The sequence below is a fragment of the Flammeovirga pectinis genome (assembly GCF_003970675.1).
Lineage (GTDB): Bacteria > Bacteroidota > Bacteroidia > Cytophagales > Flammeovirgaceae > Flammeovirga > Flammeovirga pectinis.
The window spans coordinates 1327579-1350974 of sequence record NZ_CP034562.1 but is presented as its reverse complement, the minus strand read 5'-3'; the positions used below and the strand labels follow the sequence as shown (position 1 = coordinate 1350974).

Here is a 23396-nt window from a genome sequence, read left to right as displayed (position 1 = left end):
TAATGCGTAGGATTGTCACATTACTGATTTGGTTATATATATTTCAGTAAAGAGGTGTAAAGTTTATTTGTACTCAAATTATTACATTTTTTTTAAAAACGTAATGTTATGGGAATTATTTTTTTATTTCACTAAAAAATAATTTTGATTAATAATGAGTGCTTAAGCTATAAAAAATGAAGGTTGAAATAAATTTTTATCTAAATGATGAATGAAGATATTATTGAGAGAAAAGCTTTAAAATTTGGTATTGTAGCTAACTTATTAATGGCTATTGCAGGTTGGGTTACCTATTATTTTTCTAACTCAGATGCTATGCTTCTAGATGGAAATTTTTCTTTAATTTCTGCATTGGCCACTTTTGGAGCAATAATTATTGGAAAGAAAAAACATACAAGAACTAGTCTTTTTCCTTTTGGTAAATATGTATTCGAATCATTTTTTGTGTTCTTTAAAGGTATATTAATCTTTGGAATTACAATTGTTGCTGTAGTGCAAAGTTGTATTAAGATTATCAATTACTTTAATGGAGAAGCGATTACACCTATAGTTATACACTCTATACTTTATTACACTGTAGTTATTGCTATTATCTCTTTTGGTATAGCCTACTATTATAAAAATCAGAATCAAAAAATTGGTTTAAACAGCCCAATTTTAAGCGTAGAAACAAAGTCTTCTGTAATTGATGGCTTTTTAACGGTTGGCATTGGTGTTTCTTTACTCTTAGTTTCTTTAATTTCTGAAGATTCTGTACTTAGTTTTCTAAAATATATTGGCGACTCTATTATTGTATTAATAATGGGGGTTGTTCTTATTAATACTCCTATTAAGATTATTAAAGATGCTTTTATTGAATTAGGTGGAGGAGTATTACAAGATAAAAAATCATATGATAAAATTGAGAAGATTATTTCTGAAAATCTCCCTTCTATTTATAATGAACATCAAAATTACATTTCTAAACTAGGCAGTAATTATTTTGTAGCGTTGTATGTTTCTACATCAGAAAAAAATATTAATGTTAATGAGCTATTGCAAACAAGAACTAAAATATCTGCTGCATTGGCTCCATCATTCCCTACACATAACATAGAAATCATTATAAATGATTAAAAAATTAGCCTGCCAATAAAATTGACAGGCTAATTACATAAGAACTATAGTGTGTTAAGACTATTTTTTAATTATTCTCTTTACTACTTGTTGTTCACCTACCTGAACTTTAACCAAGTAGATTCCAGAAGATAAACTTGCACCTTCAATTTCAAGTACTGTTTTTCCACTTGGAACATCTTGAATAATTGACTGTAACATACTTCCTTGCAAATTGAATATTTGTAATTGCATTGCTCCTTCTTCTTTCACATTCAACATAATTTTAGTTGATTGAGTGAAAGGGTTCGGATATGACACAACATCAAACAACTCTTCTTCTAAGTTAAGTTGATTTGCTGCTTGTCTTGAATTACCAGATAACTCATCGTTCATTGCTTGTAATAAGCTATTTGATGTATCAGTTACATCAAAAGTTAACTCCCAAATAATTGTTCCTTGTAATCCATTTGCTCTTGCATACGCTACTTTAGCGCCTGCTCCTTTTGGTGTTTCATAATAGATTTCTCTTCCATCTTCACCAATATATCCATTCAACTGGTTGGCATCGTTTGGATCATAAGAAGTTGCTGCATTTGGATATTGATCAATAATTTCATCATAACCAATAAAGTAAAATCCATTAGCTCCCTGACCTGCCTCAGCTTTAGTTTGAGATAAATCATAACCATAGAAAGGAACACCAATTGCTAATTTACTCTCATGAACTTCATGACCTGAACCCTGCCATGTAGCCCAATCTCCACTCCAATAATTCAACGAAGTTTCAACAGAATAAATAGGATTATCAGCAGACGCTTTTGAGTATTTACTTTGGTCTACATCATATAAAGATGAATGAGGACCTACTGGAGAATCATTCCAAGAACCTGTAAAATCATACGTCATTAAACCTAACCAATCTAAGTAATCTACCATGTTAGCATCGTAGTTATTACCATACCAAGGTGTGGCAAATACTGCTGACGATAATAATAAAGAGGGACGTTTAGCACGTAACTTTTTTGCTAATAATGTTAGACCATAAGATGCAGGATGTGCCCCTTGATCAACATTTTCGTTCCACTTATCAGTACCACGTTTTCTACCACCTTGTTCAGATGTTCCAGGAATTGCAGGATCTGCCCACCAGCACTCCATATCTAAATCAATACCATCTAAATTGTACTGATCTACGTACGCTAATAATTTATCTGCTGCTGTAGAAATAGACGCTGGATTTGTTTGATATACTTCCATTAATTTAAGGAAACCATAATCTTCTGCTCCACCTACTGCAATAGAAACTGTTGCTCCTTGGCTATGTGCTTTTGTTACAATAATTGGTAGTAACGAATCTAACACATGTAAAGATTCTGCCGTATATTCTCCAGAAGCAAAGTCAGCATCTGTATAAGAACCTCCAACTTTTGTATCGTACACTAAGAAAGAAACATTCACATGAGTTACTTTAGAATAATCTAAATCTCCTGGACTTCCTTTCCAAGTAGGTACATAACCAATAATACGTTGCGCTCCAGATGGTGCTGGTGCAAAAGGACCTGTTATATTGATAGTACCGTCTGCATTTACATCTGTTACTGCTGATGAAGTAAATTCTACAGTTTTTGTCGTTACAGTTGTATTACTTTGATCATCAATTGCTGTTGCAGTAATTACATAAGTTCCAAAAGATACTGGAGTAAATGATGTAGAGTTTCCATTAACAGTAACTCCATCTACTTCTAAAGTAACATTTGATACTACTCCATTCTCATCTGTAGCTTCCACTTCAATATCAATTGTAGTTAAAGCAGTGTATGTATCTCCAGATGGGTGAAGGAATGTTATAGTAGGAACGATGTCTCCAAGACCTCCATTGCCACATACATCTCCTGTATCTTCCCAAGGGTCTCCTCCATTTGGATTATTACCTTGAGTCCACCATTTTGCTTTATAGATCTTACCTTCATGTACAACCTGATTTCCACCTGTATAAATATCAGCTGCATTCCAAGTTGGATGAGGACAATCTACTACATCAACTGGTTCTGTAAGAACTACAGTTGCTTGAGCTGAAGCTGTTAAACCATCGTTATCAGTAGCTGTTACTTCAACTACATAACTTCCATATGTTGTTGCAGAATAATCTCCTTCTGCTACTTCTACTCCATTCACAGTATATACTATTGATGTAATATCACCATCTTCATCAGATGAAGTTGAAGATAAAGAAATATAGTAAGGCAATGTTTCTACTTCTACACTACCCGCAACTGGAGTAGTTAAAGCTACTATTGGTGCAATTGGTTGTGGTTCTGTAACATTAACTGTTGCTTGAACTGTTCCTGTTTGACCATCGTTATCTGTAACAGTAGCTACAATAATATACTCACCATATGTAGTTGCATCATAAGTAGTTTCACTTACTGCTTCGCCATTTACTGTAATTTCAACAGAAACTATACTACCGTCTTCATCTGCACTACTAGATGTCAAATCTAAAGTATATGGTAAAGTTTCAACCATTACACTTTCATCTTTTAACGTAGCAAAACTTACAGTTGGTGCAACAGGCTGAGGTGCAACTACTGTTACTTTTACTTGATCTATAGCTGTTTGACCATCATTATCAGTGGCTACTACAGTGAAGTTGTATTCCCCTAGAGCAGTGATATCGTAATTACCTTCTGAAATAGTTGTACCATTTACTGCATATTCAACTGTAGAAATTGTACCGTCTTCATCTGTTGCGTTAGCTACTACACTAATACTTACAGGGAAAGATGTTGTTTGAATTGTCTCTGCTGTTGGCGTTACAAAACTTACTTGAGGAGCAATCGGTCCCACCTCACATGGGCCTAAAGTTTTCCACCAGTGTTCTGCTGATCCTGGAGTTACATTGTAAAGATTATTTACTTGTGCTTCATAAAGTACTCCTTCAAAACTAACTACATCTCCTGAATTATAGATTGATGGATAACCTGCGTATTCTTCAGCAGTACATCCACCTCCAGTTGTTGTTTCTTCGGTAATTGTAACTGATATTGTTGCAGTTGCAGTCTCTCCTTCGTTATCTGTTACAGTTGCTGTAATTGTATATTCACCAAAAGCAGAAGGTGTCCATGATGCAGTTGCTGTATCAAATGATTGCCCATCTACTGAAATAGTTACACTTGCAATTGTTCCATCTTCGTCGGCAGCTTCTGTAGTAATTTCTATAGCTGATAATGAAGCTTGTACAACCTCAGAAGCAGCTGCAGGAGCAGTAATAGAAATTGTTGGAGCAACATTTGGAACCGATGGGTTTACAACGACAACTTTCGCTGTTCTTGTAGCACTTTTCCCTTGATCATCAGTTGCTGTAACACTAATCACTTGCTCACCAAATGCAGTCGGAACAAATGATCCCATGTAAATTCCCTCTGATGAAGTTAACGTAACTACTTCACCATTTGCAGTTGCTTCTACTGCACTAATTCCAGTATAATCAGTAGCTGTGAAAGAGAAAGAAATAGCCGATAATTCCGTTTGTTCGATTGTCGTTTCTGCAGTAATAGCAATAACTGGTGCTGGATTAACAGGACCTGCATTTTCAGCAAAAACTTTATTTACTACATGAACTAATTCTGGTTTTGTGTCAGGGCAGATTGGATAAGTACCTATTTTACTTGTTTCCGGACCTACATTCCAGTCTGTAAACATTTGCCAGATAATTACTCCACCAATATTATTATTAGTAATGTATTCTGACTTTAACTTAATTGATTCCTCATCATCATAACTTGTAAAATAACTTACGCCACTTTCTGTTTTTGTTAAGTAAGGTACTTTTGCTTGATCATCCCAATGTTTTGTCCATCCACCATTTACAATAGCTTCTTTTACTTGGAAATAATAAGGCGAACCTTCTGTTGCTCCCCAGTGGTTCATATCTGCTGCAGAAGAAACAGGTCCGTCTACAGAAAATGTAATATCTTTTTTGATGGTAGGTGCATTTACGCCAGGTGCTCCATCTACTACTACACCACGACCATAAAAGGCCATACCCATATTAATTTTCTCTGTATCAATTCCTAATTGATCACGCATGTAAGTAAACGTCTCATCCCAAGAAAACGCTCCCCATTCTTCTCCATCATAAGGATATAAAGGAGAGTTGTGACCTGCGATTCCAGACCATCCACCATGAAAATCATACGTCATCATGTTATAGTAATCCATTACCTTATTTAATTCACTCCACTCTAAATTTTCTAACTTAGTTGGAGCTGCACTAAATGCTGCAGTAATTAACCTGTCTGGTCCTATTGCTTCACGGATGTCTTGCATCAATAAAGTATAGTTGTGATAATCATCTTCTGAACCTATAAAATTCATTCCTGCAAATGGACCTGGGTATTCCCAGTCAATATCAATACCATCAAACCCGTAATCTTCTACTAAAGTGATACAGTCTTGAATAAAACGTGCTTTCTTTACAGGATCAGCGGCCATTTCAGGAAAATGTTTACACATAGACCATCCACCAATAGAAGCCATAACTTTAATACCATATTGGTGTGCAATAGCTACCATACCCGGAGTTGGATATTCTGTAAGTGGCCAATTACCAGTCTCGCCAGTAGCTGTTTTTACCCAACCTAAATAACCTCCACCTGGGTTTGGTTCATACCCAAGTTCAGTAAGTACATCGTCCCATCCCCAAAATTCTTGAGGTATGCCAAGTACCATTGCTTGATCGTGACTTGAGTACTTATCTGGATGTAACAAATCTGTAGGCTGTTGAATTTGGCCGTCTTGGTAGATTTGTTTGTTTCTTAAATCTCCACTGTGCATCGAACCATCAACGGCAACGCCAAAGAAAGAGAAATTAAGAATTGTGTACTGAGAGTAATCAATGTTGTAGTGATTTAATGCTCCTTTTGGAATATTAAAGTCAGCACCTTTCCATGAATCCCAGTTAGGAACATAGCCGATTACTTGTTTTTCGTGATCCGCAATAGAGTAAGGACTTCCCGTGTCGATCTGACCGAAAACTCCAATAGCTGGCATCATGTACATGAGCCATGCAGAAAGTCCTATTAAGAACTTCTTTCTGATGTTGTTCATCGTAGTGGTAGTTTGAAATATAAAATGTAGTAGCAAAATGTCTGTGAGTAGTACTGAAGGGAACTACCCTGCTACTGGTTGTTTCTCAAACATAATTCTTTAAATCACTAGAAAACAAACCCTTAAAGGATACAAATTAGGGTACTCAATTTATGTACAAGCATCTTTTTAAGGGTACAAAATACATTTTAAAAAGGGTACGAAAACCCACTTAAACACTATTAAAAAGCATTTTATAAGGGTACATGATTTTTACAAAATGCTAAAATTGGGCATAAAAAAACACAAAGTTTATTTTGTGCGTTTATTTTATTGTCTATCACTTTTTAGGTAAGCAACCATTTATTCTATTGTTATTGTATACTTTTGAGGTTCTAACTTGAGCAGTAAATTCTACCCAAATTTCAAATTGATTAGGTATTCGATTACTTCTTCAACAGTATTCTTTGCAGTTTTCCCTACTCCATAAATGGTAGCAGATGCAAAGCCTGTCCAATTTCCATAACCAACTAGCCATAATCCTTTTAGGTTCTCTACTCTTGTACCATTTGTTTTTACTTCTCCGTTTTCAACAATATTTAAGTCTGATAAAAAACTTAAATTTGCCTTAAACCCAGTACACCATATTACTGCATCAAAAGTTTCTGAAGTACCATCTTCCCAAACTACACCGTCTGATTTGAAAGTGAATGTCGAACGTCGAGCATGTAAAACACCTCTTGCTCTCGCATTTTTCACAGAATCAATCATTACTATATCAGCAAGAGAATATTCTTCTTTTTTTAGTTCTCCTTTTAATAACGATCTGTATTTTTGAGTTGCATTATTAAACAAATACCTACCATCTACATCGTCTGGCAAAAATGTTAACGGCGTAAAAGTTGCCCATTGCACTTTATTTGTCTTTGATAATTCTGATACGATTTGTGCCCCACTATTACCACCTCCAATAATAAGTACCTTTTTACCTTTTAACTGTTTTGGGTTTCTATAATTTATAGAATGAAGTTGTTCTCCTTTAAAATTCTCTACTCCTTCAAATTTTGGAATTTTAGGGTTTGCAGCTGTTCCTGTACTTCCTATTACAGTTCTAGAAATATATTTTTCTCCATCTGTTTCTATATGATAGTATTCTCCGTCATGAGTTACAGAGGTTACATTTACGGGTCTTTTTATAGGAAAATCATATCTCTTCTCATAGTTAGACATATACGTAATGAACTCATTTTTATTTGGATACTCTTCTTTTGGAGGGCGGATCATCCAGCCTGATAAAGAAGAATAAATACCAGGAGAAAATAATTTGAGAGAGTCCCAAACTTTTAACCAAGATCCACCTGCTTTAGTATTATTATCTAAAATCAAATAATCTAAATTATGTTTATTTAAGAAATAAGCAACCGACAAACCAGCCTGCCCACTTCCAATAATAATAACATCGTAAATCTTCATAATTTTCTTAAAGTGTAAATCGTATCCTGCCTTACAAAATAAATAGGTAAAAGGTGTTTTGTACTTTACTACTACCCTAACAATTCTAAATACTAGTGATATTCGTCATCTTTTTTTATTTATCACTATTAAAAACTTAATTCCTTGAGCAATTAAAATTAAAACGAAAGGAATTGCACCTGTTATAGCAATAACTTTATTTAGATCAAGATTGTTCCGAATCAACAAAGCAGAACTAATTCCAATGAGTACGGCACTCCAAATTAGTTTATTTGTCATCGATGTTTTTTTAGTAAGTAAAACCGTAACATAAATTGCAGAATCCGCACTTGTTATTACAAAAGTGGTTAACAGACCTATAGAAAGTAAACCTAAGATATTTCCAATCCCAAAATTATTTAATAAGGTAAATAAGCCTAAAGTATAATTTGTATTTGTGGCTGTTTGTATTTCTTTAAAGTTCTCTGCTAAAAAGCCTCCACCTCCAAAGGTTGCAAACCATATTATTGTAATAATTGTAGGGTACAGAATTACTCCAAATAAAAACTCTCTTATTGTTCTTCCTTTAGAGATTCTTGCAATAAACAAACCTGTAAACGGAGCCCAAGATATCCACCAAAGAAAATAGATTATTGTCCAGCCATGCGACCAACTTTCAGAGCCTTCTGCTATTACAAAAGATAAAGTAGGTAGTGCCTTGATATAGGCAATAGATGACTCGAAAAAATAATTTAATACATTGCCGAAACCAACTAAATATGCCACTATTAGTAGGAGTAATAAGGCCAACGCTACATTAAAATTACTTAGGTATTTAACCCCCTTATTTAATCCACTTAGTGAGGAGGCTATAAATACTAATGAAATAAAAGCTAGAAGTAAGAAACGAAATGTTAACCCCCCAATGTTTTCTGATATAATACTCTGTACGCCTGTTTCTATTAATGCTATAGAGTTGGCTAAAGTACCCGCTACACCAAATAGAATTGCAACTACAGCTAACACATCAAATAGTTGATATATAGATGAATTTTCTTTTGTAAATGAGGCGGAAATTGTCATTTCTCTACCTTCATTATAAGAAAACCAACCTATTACTAAACCAGAAAAAGCATAAATTGCCCATGCATGAAGCCCCCAATGGAAATCTGTTATCGCCAAAGAAAAAACACCGTCATGTAAAGTATTAAGAGGAGAATTTAAATGATAGATAGGCTCTGCTACTCCCCAAAATATTAACCCACTTCCCATACCTGCAGCAAAAAGCATTGCTATCCATGAGAATGTAGAAAATTCAGTTTTTGCGTTCTCACCACCCAATTTATTTTTTGAAAATGGAGATAAAATAAGACCTATACAAATGATTAAAATAAGGGATATAGTCCATAGAAAAAACGTATCAAAGGTCGTTAAAAGATAGTTAATGATATCATTTAAAACATCAGTAGTGATAGTTGGAAACAGTATAAATACACCTGCACCTATAACACTTACAATTAATGATAAATGATTGAAAGACAATTTCATAGACTAATTATCAAATCTAGATTAAATACAAAAGCTAATTTTCCTGACCTAATCTAATGCATAATTTTGAAAAGAATCTGTTGACCATGCTAATTTATTCTTTTTTGAAGCATTAAAGTAAAAATCTACTCTACCTAATTTAATACCAGCATACCCCACTTGCGTGACTAAAACATCTTTTCCTTCTGCATTTTTTCGAACATCTGGTTCATCCAAAAACGTATGTGAATGTCCTCCAATAATTATATCAATATCTTTTGTTTTGGCTGCTAAAATTTTATCATCATAATCTGTTGGGGTAAAGGCAGTGTAACCTAAATGAGAGAGACATACTACCAAATCGCATTTTTCTTCTTGCTTTAAAATTCTTGTATATTCTTGTGCCACATCAATTCCATCTTGATAAACAGTTTCTTGATAACAAGATTTAGCAACAAGTCCATCTAAAGCAATACAAATTCCGAAAATACCAATTTTCACACCTCCCTTATTTATTATTTTATAAGGTTTTGTTCTACCATCAAGAGATGTATTCTTAAAATCGTAATTACTTACAACAAAGTCGAAGTTGGCATGTGGTAATGCATTTGTAAAACCATCTACCTTAATATCAAAATCGTGGTTACCCATTGTTGCAGCATCATATTTCATTTCTGACATTGCTTTAAATTCAATTTCCCCTTTAAAAAAATTAAAATAAGGCGTTCCCTGAAAAATATCTCCGGCATCCAATAGAAGTACATTTTCTTCTTCAGCTCTAATCGTTTCAATTAAGGCTTTTCTTTTAGATACTCCCCCCATACTTGGGTATTTTTTATGTGATGCTCCAAAAGGATCAATCTGACTATGTGTATCATTTGTATGTAAAACAGTCAACTTAACAGGTTTATTTTCAGCATATAAAAGGTTAGTAGGTAATAAAAAACCCGCACTTGCCAAAGCACTACCTTTTGCCATATATTTGATAAATTCTCTTCTAGAATGTTTCATTTTGTAATGCATTAAATATTAAAGAAAATATAATCTTGTAGATTGATCGATAACTAATGGATTATGAGTTTCTGTATATTCCATTATTGCATCTCTTATTAGCATATCTACATTGTCTACTTTAATAGATTTTTGGAAGAAATACATTTTATCACCCCCATGGTATAAATAATCTGATGTTAATACTTTATACTCTTTATTTTTATCAAATGGCAATCCATTAATAATAGGTTTTACTGGTTTATTATCTTTAATCCCCATTTTTAAACCAGATGTAGGCTCATGTCTTTCTGCAATGTAATTCAGCATTTCATTCATTGCTTCCCCCTTCATAGTAACAACGTAAAGTGCATTATCAAACGGCATTAATTTAAATACATGTCGTCTCGTAATTTCTCCTTTAAAAATAGGTGCACGTAACCCTCCGTTATTCATTAAACACATATCAATAGAAACCCCCGTTTCCTTTTCAGCCATTTCTACAGATAAATCACAAACAAAATTACCTAATGTACCTACAGGGTTACTAATTATTAAATCTTCTGCAGTAAAAGAGATCACTTGGTTCATTTGCCCATCAAGTTTTGATTTATAAGGAGCAATAACACTATCCATAACTGTACTTTCGGATAAAGTATTATCAATTGATATTGATGTATATACAGAAGAATCTAACACATTAGTAGATGGTGCACATCCGTAAATAATTGAAAGAGTGAGTAATAAAATTGGTATTTTTTTCATATCAAATATTTATTGTATTCCTACAAAATTTACAGCAAATAGTTGGGATTACAAGAGTATAATTCTTTCTAAATGTGAATAGTTAAAAATTATCATCAGTTAGTTTAATAGTTAAGACTTAATCTTCCATACTAACTCAATTAGAGTAAAAAACATCTTAGAATTGTCATTTACTTTTTTATAATTAACATTTTTTAGTTCTATATCATTCCAAAAATACAATTATCTCTTAAAATGATATGATAATAACTAGATTAGGACTATTTTGCGTAACATTTATTTAATAACATTCGTTAACACGAAAAGCTAAATTATTCGATCACTCATTCTTTTGTAACTAACAATGGCAAAAAGGTTATATCAAATTACTGCTTTATTTTATGCTTTTGTATTTTTATTAATACAAAACAGTAATGCTCAAACAGCTACTGAAACCCACTCATTTATAAGTCCAAATAGTACTTTAAATTTTGGAGAGAAAATAAAAGCAACTTCAGACGATTCATATTTTGCAACATATATGGATAACGAAGTGAATATATTTCAATTTAGTGGTAATGCACTATCTCATGAAATATCTATCCAACCAGAGGATACATATATGCAAAGAGATATTGAAGTTGATGGAACAAGATACACGTTCTACTTACTTCCTACTCTTGGTTATATTACCAATGACAATAATGACAGTATGGGTACTGTTTCATTTTTGTCATCCTCAGATGAAAATCATGAAATATGGATAACTCAAAAAGACGATAAAATACTTTACTATATTGAAGTCGAAGAACAAGAATTAGGTTCTTATAAAAGCACTTCAAAACAAGTAGTTGAATTTAGTAATAAAATTGATTTTGGCGTTTTATTTAATGGTAGTAGATTTGAAGAGTATCCTACAATTACTGTTGAGACTCCAATTGAAGATCCTAATAAACTTTTTGGCAATGATATTGTTTTCTACTCTGATTATCAGATTTTCATTTCTGATCCACAATACAATGGATATCAAGGTAGAATTTTAATGTATCAAATTGAAAGTGGTATTTGGACTAAAAAGTCAGAAAAAAATATAGATTATAATTTCACAACTTTTTTTAGTGAGTTTGGAAGAAATCTTTCACTAACAGGAGATAGCTTTTCAAGAAATGTATTGATCTCACAATCTAAAGATCAGCTTTACATTATCAAAACTCCTACATCTACTCCAAATATCTTTAATGAATCTGATTCTTACTTATTAAACTCAATTGAACAATACCCGAATACGGAAATTATAAAAGACCACTTTAGTACTTTTGTAATAACAGAAGATTCTCCAGAAACTCAGAATTTATATTTAACGATGTTAAACAATTCTGATTATATATATTTCAAGACTTTAGTTAATATTACCCCATTTAATTCAATTCATGATGTTGTTAATATCCCCAACACTGATAACATTATTATAACAGGTGAAAGAAGTGGAAATGAAGTAATAGAATTATATACTCCTTCTACAGACTTTTCAAATTATACATTAAGCGTTTCTAAAAATTTAAATCCTACTTCTGTAAGTAGTCATTTAAAACTTTTTCAATACAATAATAAAATTGGATTACTATCAAGACAAAGTAATAAGGTTTTTATATACAATAATACTGACTTAAGTGTTGATGGATCTATTTCATTTTCATCGGTAGATGATTGGAATACATTTGGAGAAAGTATTTATCCAATAAGTAATAATTTTGTAATTGGAGATATTGGTGTAGAGTTGACAATTAATCAAGTTCCTTATACTACTGTTCAAGATGGTCAATGGCATGACAGTGACACATGGAGTAATGGTATAATACCTAACTATCAAGATGATAATTCTCTTGTAAATATTAAGCATAACGTTTCTTTAAGTCAGCATGAGAGTCCAAGAGAACTTATAGTTGAAGGCTCGGGTTCTTTAACACTAATTGAACATGAATCTGGTGAAGGGTCTGGGTATATTGAGCCTGATATTTTCACAAATAATGGATTAATAAAAATTAATGAGAATACTGGATTTAAAATTAGAGAAGCTGGATTAAATAATGGAATAATAGAGACATACTCATTAATTGAATTAAAAGGTGATTTCATTAATAATAATGGTATTAGTCTTTATAATGGAAATAGTATTCTTATTCAAGGTGATTATACTAACAATGGTACAATATCATATCATGAAGATAATGATAACACCTCAGGCTATATTATTCAAACTAATGGAAAAAATATATCGGTCGCTATTAACAGTTCAATACCTAATTTCTTAACTATTGAAGAAGGAGATGCAACTTCAATAGTTACGTTTTCAGGAAATCTAAGTATAAACGGTTCTTTTAATATTAATACAAACCTTGTAGATTTTAGCAGCTTAACACTAACAATGGGAATGGATATTGATGACAGTAATGTTCCAAATATCTTTTTAGACCATGATGTTAGTATTTATAGGTTAAAATTAGAATCTGATCTTCTAATTGATGGTTTTGGTAACGGCATCCTTAGTATTACCGATAATCTTAATTTATTACACGATATTACATTAGAAGGAGTTGATATTATTGTTACATATAAAAGTTCAGGAGATATTATTACTGGAGATGGTTACATCAATACAAAAGCAGGGTACTATAATGCTTTGTTATATGATTTATCCTCTAACCCTACTCCCCCATTTACTCTAAAAGCTCCTCTCCAATCTCAAATTGATTATGGCGAAGGTGGTGGACCAGAGGAATTCCAAGATGCTTCATCTGAAATAACAGTCACATCAATTGATTATAATTCAGGAACTAATTTATTTGTAATCTTCCCTGTAATTAATAGTGCTGATGTTGATGAAACAAAAACCATCAATACTAAAAAATATGGTGTAATACCTGGAAAATCATGGGAAATAGAAGGTGTTGGAATCAATAGTTTTGCATTTAATTTAAATGGCAAAGTCAATTCAACAGCCCCATTTACATCAGAGGCTTCTGACCTTGTTGCATATTCTTATTCAGAATCACGAGATCCTTCTGATGTTGTTACACCCGTAACTGGTGGTTTCCCTGATGTAAATTTTTCGGATATTAATGGTGATAATCTGTACTCTGTAGAAGTTCTAACTACTAGTTTGCAAAAAAGCTATGAAACTGCTAAAGATGGTCTGTGGTCTGATACAAATACGTGGTCAAATGGTATAATACCACCTTCTGATATAAATTCAATTGCTATTATTAATCATAGTGTAACATTAGATTATACTGAAACAATTGGAACTATTGAAATTGCTAATAACAAAACACTGAATGTAGATGGCTCTGGAGTAGAGTTAACAGTAAATTCAATAACAAATAATGGTATTTTAAATATTATTAATGATGCTAAACTTATAATCAATAATGAGTTTAATAACTCACTTCGAACCCAACTTGATCAAAATTCTGTTTTAGAATTAAATTGTGATTTTAATAATCAATCTCTTATTAATTTTGATGGTAATTCATCTTTATATATTGATGGTGAAATTAACAATGGAAGTGGATCTTATAACTTTAATTCAGAAAATACGAATGTAGTATTAAATCCTTCTAAAGATATTAGTATTGACATTGAGAGCTATATTCCAAATTTAACTATTAATGGATCAAATAAAATCACTTTTAACAATCAATTAAATGTTAAAAGTGATTTGACAATTAATAATAACAATCTTGATTTCACTACTACATCTGTAGAACTTGGTTTTGGAGGAGGAAACCCAATAAATATTGCTATTAATACTGACCTACATACTACATTCAAAGATTTAACAATTTCTAGCTATGCTCTTGTTGGTAGTGAATGGAATTCTCATCATTTCACTATTCTTGAAAACTTCACTTTATACGATACATTGGCTTTCAATGAAGACGAATGTATAATTAGATTAGGAGATGAAATTACAGGTGAAGGTGGACAATTAATAGATCGAGGAGGTTACCTTAAAGGTGATGAAATTGATTTAGGGTTCTACATTGATCCTTCTAAAACAAATAATCTTAGTATTCCTATTGTTCAAAGTCGTAGAAACCATGCTGGAGATTTCTATTTAGTGCCTACGAATATAGATATTGATTTATCAAACATCTCAAAAACTGTAGGTTATGATAATGCACCGTTAATAAAAGTGTTCCCCTACAAATCTGATTTTTATGAATTTACTTACAATGAAAGTAAATACTACTCATTTCCAGAAACTCAGTGGGTAGTACAAACAGAAGGTCTATCTAGCTTCACCAATTCAGTATCTACAAATTTATCTAGAATAAATGCATTCCCGCATGATTCTAATTTAAAATTTGCAATAAATAATATAACAGAATATTACAATAATGAGCAAGAAGCTCCATTAATTGGTGAGTTTTTTAATATATATGAAAACACTGTTTATAGTGATAGTGTTTTAACTTCTACATCTACAGTAGTATTAAATACTATAGAGAATAACTCCTTCTTCTTAATACATCCAATTACTAATTCACTTCGTGAAATTAGTAGTATAAACGATGGCGATTGGTACAATAATGCAACATGGGAAAATGGTGCAATTCCACAAACAGAAAGTGATAGTGTAATTATAAAGCACAATGTGAGTTACACTCATTATGTAGAATTTCCCGATAGTATTAAAGTTAGAGGACTTAATATAGAAAGTGGTGCTTTGTCTGTTAATGGAGATGGTTACAATGCTAAATTTAAAATTGCAAATGGACTTACAGTAAAAGAAGATGCTGTATTTAATTTATCTGATACAGAACTTATAGCACTTGGAAATATTGCTATTGATGGTACAATCGTTGAAGGATCGGTTTCTGAACTTCCTTCTCTTTTAAAGTTCTACGGAAATGAAATAAGTGGCACTGGTACTATCAGCATAAATCGATTCGAAATTCTTAGTACAGATATAGAGACAACTTCAGGAAGTTGGGTAAACAGATCTATTTATCCTTTAATACAAATTGATGGTTCAGGAGGATATATTGATGCTGAAGGAAGCATGATTACTACATTTTATCAACCTATTGAGTTTAATGATAACACTTCTATTTTTAAATCAATGGAATATGTTGTTCTTGAAGGAGATACAGAAGTAAATCAGACCTTTACAATTAATACAATTGATTCTGAATCAAATTCACATGATTACAATTTCAAATCTTTGACAATAAATAATGTCAATACTGTTAATGTAAATTCGAATACTGTAATAAGAGAACAATTAATATTGAATACTATTGAAAATGTTAATATTGCAGGAGTAACATCATTAACGATCAAGGGTATTAATGAAGATGATGATCCACTAATTGAAATATCTCCTTTAAGTATTACAAATGTTCAAAATATTATGGGTGATAATATCACTCAAAGTATTCTTGATGTTACACATACCGCTGATCAAAACAAACCTTATGCTATCAATACTAATGTTCAGTATTTAAATGTATCAGGTGATTCTCTTTTTGTTGTTGGTGAAGATGATAATTACACCAATAATCAAAATATACGCTTTCTAGCAAGTACTCCTTATTATTATGAAGGTGAAATTATAGTTTCAACTTTAGAAGATTCTGTTCGATTACCTGTTGATTATATTGGGGGAACTCTTCATGAAGATGAAAGTTATGCTCTTATCCAAACTGATGATGTAGGTAATAATATTCAAGCGATATCAACTTTTAGAACTTATCAAGACTATTCTAGTAGCGACTCCGTAATAATTGCTTTAAGTGATTTAATATCTATTGATCGTACTATCGAACAATCAATAAATATTCAATTGGCGGTTGTACATGTTCCTACAGCTGTCAATTCTGATATTATTGGCTATGAAAATATCACCATTACTCCTTATAATACTGTTCATTCTACCGATTTAAGTTCTATAGTAGATTTTGTTACTAGTTTTGAATTCAAAAATAGTACTATTGAAGATGAACTTGGGTGGACTTCTGAAGATTTAGAAAATTGGAATGGTAACTTTAGCTCATTATCAAATAGTGAAAATCACTTTACAATCAATGAGTTTGGTTATATAAAATCAATAAATTTTGAAAATACTAACTTAAACGGTTGGGATCTAAGCACTCTTTCATTATACTCTGAATTTCCTGGCGATGATTCTAAAGGGGAATTCCCTCCTGAAGAAACTGAAGGGGAGTTTGAAATTCCTATTTTCGAAAATGAAGGAGAAAATCTAATATTCCCTCTTACTTATTTAAGCGATATTTTTGTAAATGGAAACTTCCTAGATTTTAATGATTTTGGAGATTATGATTATGAGAGTTATACTATTACATACGACACGCCTGCAAATCCTCAAGATATATTCAATATCAGTTCTTATGTTGCAGGAAACTCATATTCAATTGACTTACTAAGTGAAGGTATTCAACATTATGGACAAACTGATTATACCTGGTATAAAGAAGTGGATGGAGTAAAAGTTGATCTAGAAAATCACACAAGTATTCAACCATTCTCTTTATATGATGATAGTGGAAAATATATTGTTGAATTAATTAATTCAGATAATCCTTATTTACCTGATTTCACTCTCGAAATTGAATTTAATATAAGTATGCAACTAGGTGTTCAAGATAAAGACTTAGTCGCAAGTATTTTGTCATCATTAGAAATTGAAACTACTGAAGATGATTTTAGAGATTGGGCTCCTGAAATATTTACAATTGATAATGAAGGATATGTAACAAGTATTGATATTAGCGGGCGAGATTTAACTACTCTGCCCTCTAACATTAATAATTTCATTAACCTTGAAACATTAAATATCAGTAACAACCATCTGTATTTCGATCAAATTCTTGCAGTTACTTATTCTGAATTAAGTCAGTTTAATTATCTTGATCAATCGTATAACGTAATTCAAAACAGTGATAACGTTGAGCATGGCAGTATAAACTTCACTTTTGATGGACAAATTGAAAACGATGAAAGCTTAACATATCAATGGGTAAGACAAAGTAATAGTGATGTTGTTTCTAACACTTCTAGCTTTGCTATCAACCCTATGACTATTAATGATGCTGATACTTATATTCTATCTGTACAACATGATAATGTTAGTGGGTTAGCTATTCAAATTCATCAATATGATATTAATCACGTATTAGGTAATGCAGATAAAGATGAATTAAAAACATTATTAACTGAAATTGGAGTCGATACTGAGTCTACGGACGATATGAGACTTTGGGGTGAAGACGAAAATATTGTAATTATTGACTCGACAGGTTATGTAACAAGTATTGATATTAGCGGGCGAGAATTAACTACTCTACCCTCTAACATTAATAATTTCATTAACCTTGAAACATTAAATATCAGTAACAACCATCTGTATTTCGATCAAATTCTTGCAGTTACTTATTCTGGATTAAGTCAGTTTAATTACCTTAATCAATCGTATAACGTAATTCAAAACAGTAATAACGTTGAGCATGGCAGTATAAACTTCACTTTTGATGGTACAATTGAAAACGATGAAAGCTTAACATATCAATGGGTAAGACAAAGTAATAGTGATGTTGTTTCTAACACTTCTAGCTTTGCTATCAACCCTATGACTATTAATGATGCTGATACTTATATTCTATCTGTACAACATGATAATGTTAGTGGGTTAGCTATTCAAATTCATCAATATGATATTAATCACGTATTAGGCAATGCAGATAAAGACGAATTAAAAACATTATTAACTGAAATTGGAGTCGATACTGAGTCTACGGACGATATGAGACTTTGGGGTGAAGATGAAAATATTGTAATTATTGACTCGACGGGTTATGTAACAAGTATTGATATTAGCGGGCGAGATTTAACTAATCTACCCTCTAACATTAATAATTTCATTAACCTTGAAACATTAAATATCAGTAACAACCATCTGTATTTCGATCAAATTCTTGCAGTTACTTATTCTGAATTAAGTCAGTTTAATTACCTTAATCAATCGTATAACGTAATTCAAAACAGTAATAACGTTGAGCATGGAAGTATAGACTTCACTTTTGATGGTACAATTGAAAACGATGAAAGCTTAATATATCAATGGGTAAGACAAAGTAATAGTGATGTTGTTTCTAACACTTCTAGCTTTGCTATCAACCCTATGACTATTAATGATGCTGATACTTATATTCTATCTGTACAACATGATAATGTTAGTGGGTTAGCTATTCAAATTCATCAATATGATATTAATCACGTATTAGGCAATGCAGATAAAGACGAATTAAAAACATTATTAACTGAAATTGGAGTCGATACTGAGTCTACGGACGATATGAGACTTTGGGGTGAAGATGAAAATATTGTAATTATTGACTCGACGGGTTATGTAACAAGTATTGATATTAGCGGGCGAGATTTAACTAATCTACCCTCTAACATTAATAATTTCATTAACCTTGAAACATTAAATATCAGTAACAACCATCTGTATTTCGATCAAATTCTTACGGTTACTTATTCTGAATTAAGTCAGTTTAATTACCTTAATCAATCGTATAACGTAATTCAAAACAGTAATAACGTTGAGCATGGAAGTATAGACTTCACTTTTGATGGTACAATTGAAAACGATGAAAGCTTAATATATCAATGGGTAAAACAAAGTAATAGTGAAGTTGTTTCTAACACTTCTAGCTTTGCTATCAACCCTATGACTATTAATGATGCTGATACTTATATTCTATCTGTACAACATGATAATGTTAGTGGGTTAGCTATTCAAATTCATCAATATGATGTTAATCACGTATTAGGTAATGCAGATAAAGACGAATTAAAAACATTATTAACTGAAATTGGAGTCGATACTGAGTCTACGGACGACATGAGACTTTGGGATGAAGACGAAAATATTGTAATTATTGACTCGACGGGTTATGTAACAAGTATTGATATTAGCGGGCGAGATTTAACTAATCTACCTTCTAACATTAATAATTTCATTAACCTTGAAACATTAAATATCAGTAACAACCATCTGTATTTCGATCAAATTCTTGCAGTTACTTATTCTGGATTAAATCAGTTTAATTATCTTGATCAATCGTATAACGTAATTCAAAACAGTAATGACGTTGAGCATGGCAGTATAGACTTCACTTTTGATGGACAAATTGAAAACGATGAAAGCTTAACATATCAATGGATAAGACAAAGTAATAGTGATGTTGTTTCTAACACTTCTAGCTTTGCTATCAACCCTATGACTATTAATGATGCTGATACTTATATTCTATCTGTACAACATGATAATGTTAGTGGGTTAGCTATTCAAATTCATCAATATGATATTAATCACGTATTAGGCAATGCAGATAAAGACGAATTAAAAACATTATTAACTGAAATTGGAGTCGATACTGAGTCTACGGACGATATGAGACTTTGGGATGAAGACGAAAATATTGTAATTATTGACTCGACGGGTTATGTAACAAGTATTGATATTAGCGGGCGAGATTTAACTAATCTACCTTCTAACATTAATAATTTCATTAATCTCGATGTTTTAGATATCAGCAATAATAAACTTTTCTTTGATGACATCGAACCATATTTAGATTATAATATTTCTTACGAAGAACAAACTTATAATTTCATCAGTCTTTACGATACCATTTCGTATGGAAATAGTTATTCCTACCAAGGACAATTAGAAGGTTTCGAGTCTTTAGAATATAATTGGTACAATACAGAAAATATTCAAATAGGTAACAATTCACTTTATAATATCAACTTTGCCACAGGTGATAGTACAGGAATAATAAGATTAATTGTTTCTAGTTCTGAAGTGGATAATTTAGATATTAAAATTGCAGAATTAAACCTAACCTATACTTTAGGAAATGAAGATTCTCTTCTAGTTAAGCAACTATTAGATGAAATTGGCTATACAAACTATTCTAACCAAGATGAATTTAGAACTTGGTTAGGTGAAAGAACAGAAATTGATAATTATGGTAGATTAATCACTATAGATTTATCTGCTTTTGATATTGATGGAAATGATAATTTATTAACTTCACTCCCCTCTCAGTTATTATCATTTAACTACTTAACGTCAATTAAATTAGAAAACAATCTTTTGTTCTTTGACGATTTAGATGGTGTGAAAAATTTATCAGAGATTATAACTTATAATCCTCAAAATTATAACAAGGTCGAAGAAACATATAATATAGTTCAGTATGATAATTTTGATAATAATTACTCTATTGAAGGATATGAGGGTGATTTAGTTTATCAATGGTATTTTAATGGTGAAATTGTTGCTAATGCAAATACTCCTCAATTAAATGTTGTAGACTTCAATATTTCTAAAGAAGGTGCATATAGTTTAAAAGTATCACACCCATCTTTATGGGAAGGACTTTCAATTGAAACTTCTACTATTAACTTAGTTTATCAAAGCTTAATTAGTGAAGAAGACTCTGCTGCATTATTTGAACTTTATACATACTTGAATGTTGATTTTGATCCTTCAGAACGTATTGTCTTGTGGCCTAGAATGGAGTTTGATGATAACGGAAAGATTGTTGGGTTAAATCTTCATGAGTTAGAAACCAATGGTGAACTTCCTGATTTAATTGGTAGGTTTACAGATTTAAAATCATTAAAACTATATAACAGTGGTATTACCACTCTTTCTGATAGTTTATGGACATTGACAGGAATTGAATATTTAGATTTGTCTAATAATAATATTAATGATAACAACATTAGCGGAATTCAAGATTTCACGAATCTTACTACTCTTTGGTTAAGCAATAACAACTTAACTTTAATGCCTAACTTAACAGGGAATTCTAAGTTGCAAAATCTAATTATTGACGATAACTCAATAATTTCAATTAGTGAAGAACTTTCAGGGTTAACAAGTCTAACAAACTTCTCGATTGCCGGTAATGGTATTACAACAATTACCATGGACTTCTCCGATTTAATTAACCTTAAGAAATTGAATTTCTCTAGGAATGAATTGTCTGTTTGGGATAACATGTTACCAAGTGGCTTGGAAGAATTAATACTTTACAGTAATCTTTTAACATCATTAAGTAACATACCTTCTACAATTGAGGTTAATGTAGCAGACAACTATTTATTCTTTGACGATTTTGATGGTTTCAACGATCAAAACTTGGCTTATTCTCCTCAAAATTATATTATTTACTATGAATCTATTGCTATGATTTCTGGAGGTGATTATACTTTTAATCTTCCAATTTCATTAGATGGGTTAACATATACTTGGTATAAGGATGGTGTAATTCAACCTTCGTTAGGATCTAAAACATTGGTATTCGAAAATATGTCAAATAATGACGTTGGAGTTTATAGCTGTTTTATCACACATACTTATTGGAGTAACCTATCTATTAAAGTAGCAGAAATAGGTATAGGTATAGACTGTGGAGATGATTTAGATGTTGCTTTACAAGCAAACACAACTACTATATTCTGTTTCGGTGAAGAGATTGAGGCTCAATTACAAGCCAATAGTACAGCTAGTAATCTCACTTTTTCTTGGTATAAAAATGATGAATTATTGCCATTATTAACTTCATCTGCAATCACAATACATGAACAAGGTACATACTCTGTTAAAATCAGAAACCTAAATGGTTGTATTGCTTTTTCTGATAGTATTATAGTTGCACAATCCAACCAATTATTAACTCCACAGATTGTAGTTAATCAAGATTCTTTATTTGTTGAAAACCCAGGTAGTTCTTATAACTATTTCTGGTATCTAGATGGAGAGTTAATTGATCAATCTGGTACAGAAATTTCTGCTAATGCTCCAGGTGATTATATGGTGGAAGTTATTAACAATAGTGGTTGTACAATGTACTCAGAAGAGTATACTATACAGAGTGATGTAATTAATAGTGTTGATGATTTAGCCTCTCAAATTACAATATCTATATTCCCTCAACCGGCAACTGATGTATTGAATATATCTACATCAATTGGTAAAGTGAATACAATTAGAATATTTGATCAATCTGGTAAGCTTTTTCCGGTTTCATTTAACACTTCTGGTAAAAATACCACTGTTAATGTAAATGGAATACAGTCTGGTTTATATGTGTTAGAAGTAAACACTACCTCTACAACATATCATGAAAAGATTCTAATCAACTAATAAATAAGTGATCAATATAAAAGCCCTTAGTTTTAAGAAACTAAGGGCTTTTTTTATCAATAATACTTATAATTATTTTGAGTTTACAATTGGAGTAGCTCTAATTCCTGAAGTCTTAATTTTTACAGTTACTGTACCCTCCTCTCCACTCTGCATAGCATTAAGCATAGAAAATAAACCTATCAAGAATATTAATGCTAAAATTTTAATTAATGCTTTCATGGAATGTTCAATAAAATAATTATGC

General features: G+C 31.6%; 8 protein-coding genes. 2 read left to right on the top strand and 6 right to left on the bottom strand.

The window, feature by feature from the left end:
• The first annotated feature begins 204 nt into the window (after positions 1–204).
• Entirely contained in the window at positions 205–1116 is a 912-nt protein-coding gene (locus EI427_RS05400; protein ID WP_126612436.1) for a cation transporter, read from the top strand.
• Positions 1117–1176: 60 nt separating this feature from the next.
• Here the strand turns inward: EI427_RS05400 and EI427_RS05395 are convergent, their stop codons facing one another.
• The 5 genes from EI427_RS05395 to EI427_RS05375 form a co-directional block, all read right to left on the bottom strand.
• Positions 1177–6207 (bottom strand): glycosyl hydrolase family 18 protein, encoded by a 5031-nt coding sequence (locus EI427_RS05395; protein ID WP_126612434.1) that lies wholly within the window; start codon positions 6205–6207, stop codon positions 1177–1179.
• A gap of 393 nt (positions 6208–6600) precedes the next feature.
• Entirely contained in the window at positions 6601–7659 is a 1059-nt protein-coding gene (locus EI427_RS05390) for an ArsO family NAD(P)H-dependent flavin-containing monooxygenase (protein ID WP_126612432.1), read from the bottom strand.
• A 105-nt stretch (positions 7660–7764) separates the two neighbouring features.
• Complete coding sequence (locus tag EI427_RS05385; protein WP_205727903.1) at positions 7765–9186, bottom strand: BCCT family transporter; 1422 nt, start codon at positions 9184–9186, stop codon at positions 7765–7767.
• 48 nt (positions 9187–9234) lie between these two features.
• Entirely contained in the window at positions 9235–10176 is a 942-nt protein-coding gene (locus tag EI427_RS05380) for a bifunctional metallophosphatase/5'-nucleotidase (protein ID WP_126612430.1), read from the bottom strand.
• Positions 10177–10194: 18 nt separating this feature from the next.
• Entirely contained in the window at positions 10195–10920 is a 726-nt protein-coding gene (locus EI427_RS05375; RefSeq protein ID WP_126612428.1) for a 5'-nucleotidase C-terminal domain-containing protein, read from the bottom strand.
• Positions 10921–11263: 343 nt separating this feature from the next.
• On the opposite strand from EI427_RS05375, the gene EI427_RS05370 reads away from it, so the two are divergent.
• The gene (locus EI427_RS05370) at positions 11264–23149 is read left to right on the top strand and encodes a T9SS type A sorting domain-containing protein (RefSeq protein WP_126612424.1); all 11886 of its coding nucleotides are present in this window, start codon (positions 11264–11266) and stop codon (positions 23147–23149) included.
• A 72-nt stretch (positions 23150–23221) separates the two neighbouring features.
• Here EI427_RS05370 and EI427_RS25880 read toward each other — a convergent pair whose 3' ends face one another.
• A complete protein-coding gene (locus EI427_RS25880; protein WP_155523280.1) occupies positions 23222–23371 on the bottom strand; it encodes a hypothetical protein in 150 nt (49 codons plus the stop codon).
• Positions 23372–23396: the final 25 nt, after the last annotated feature.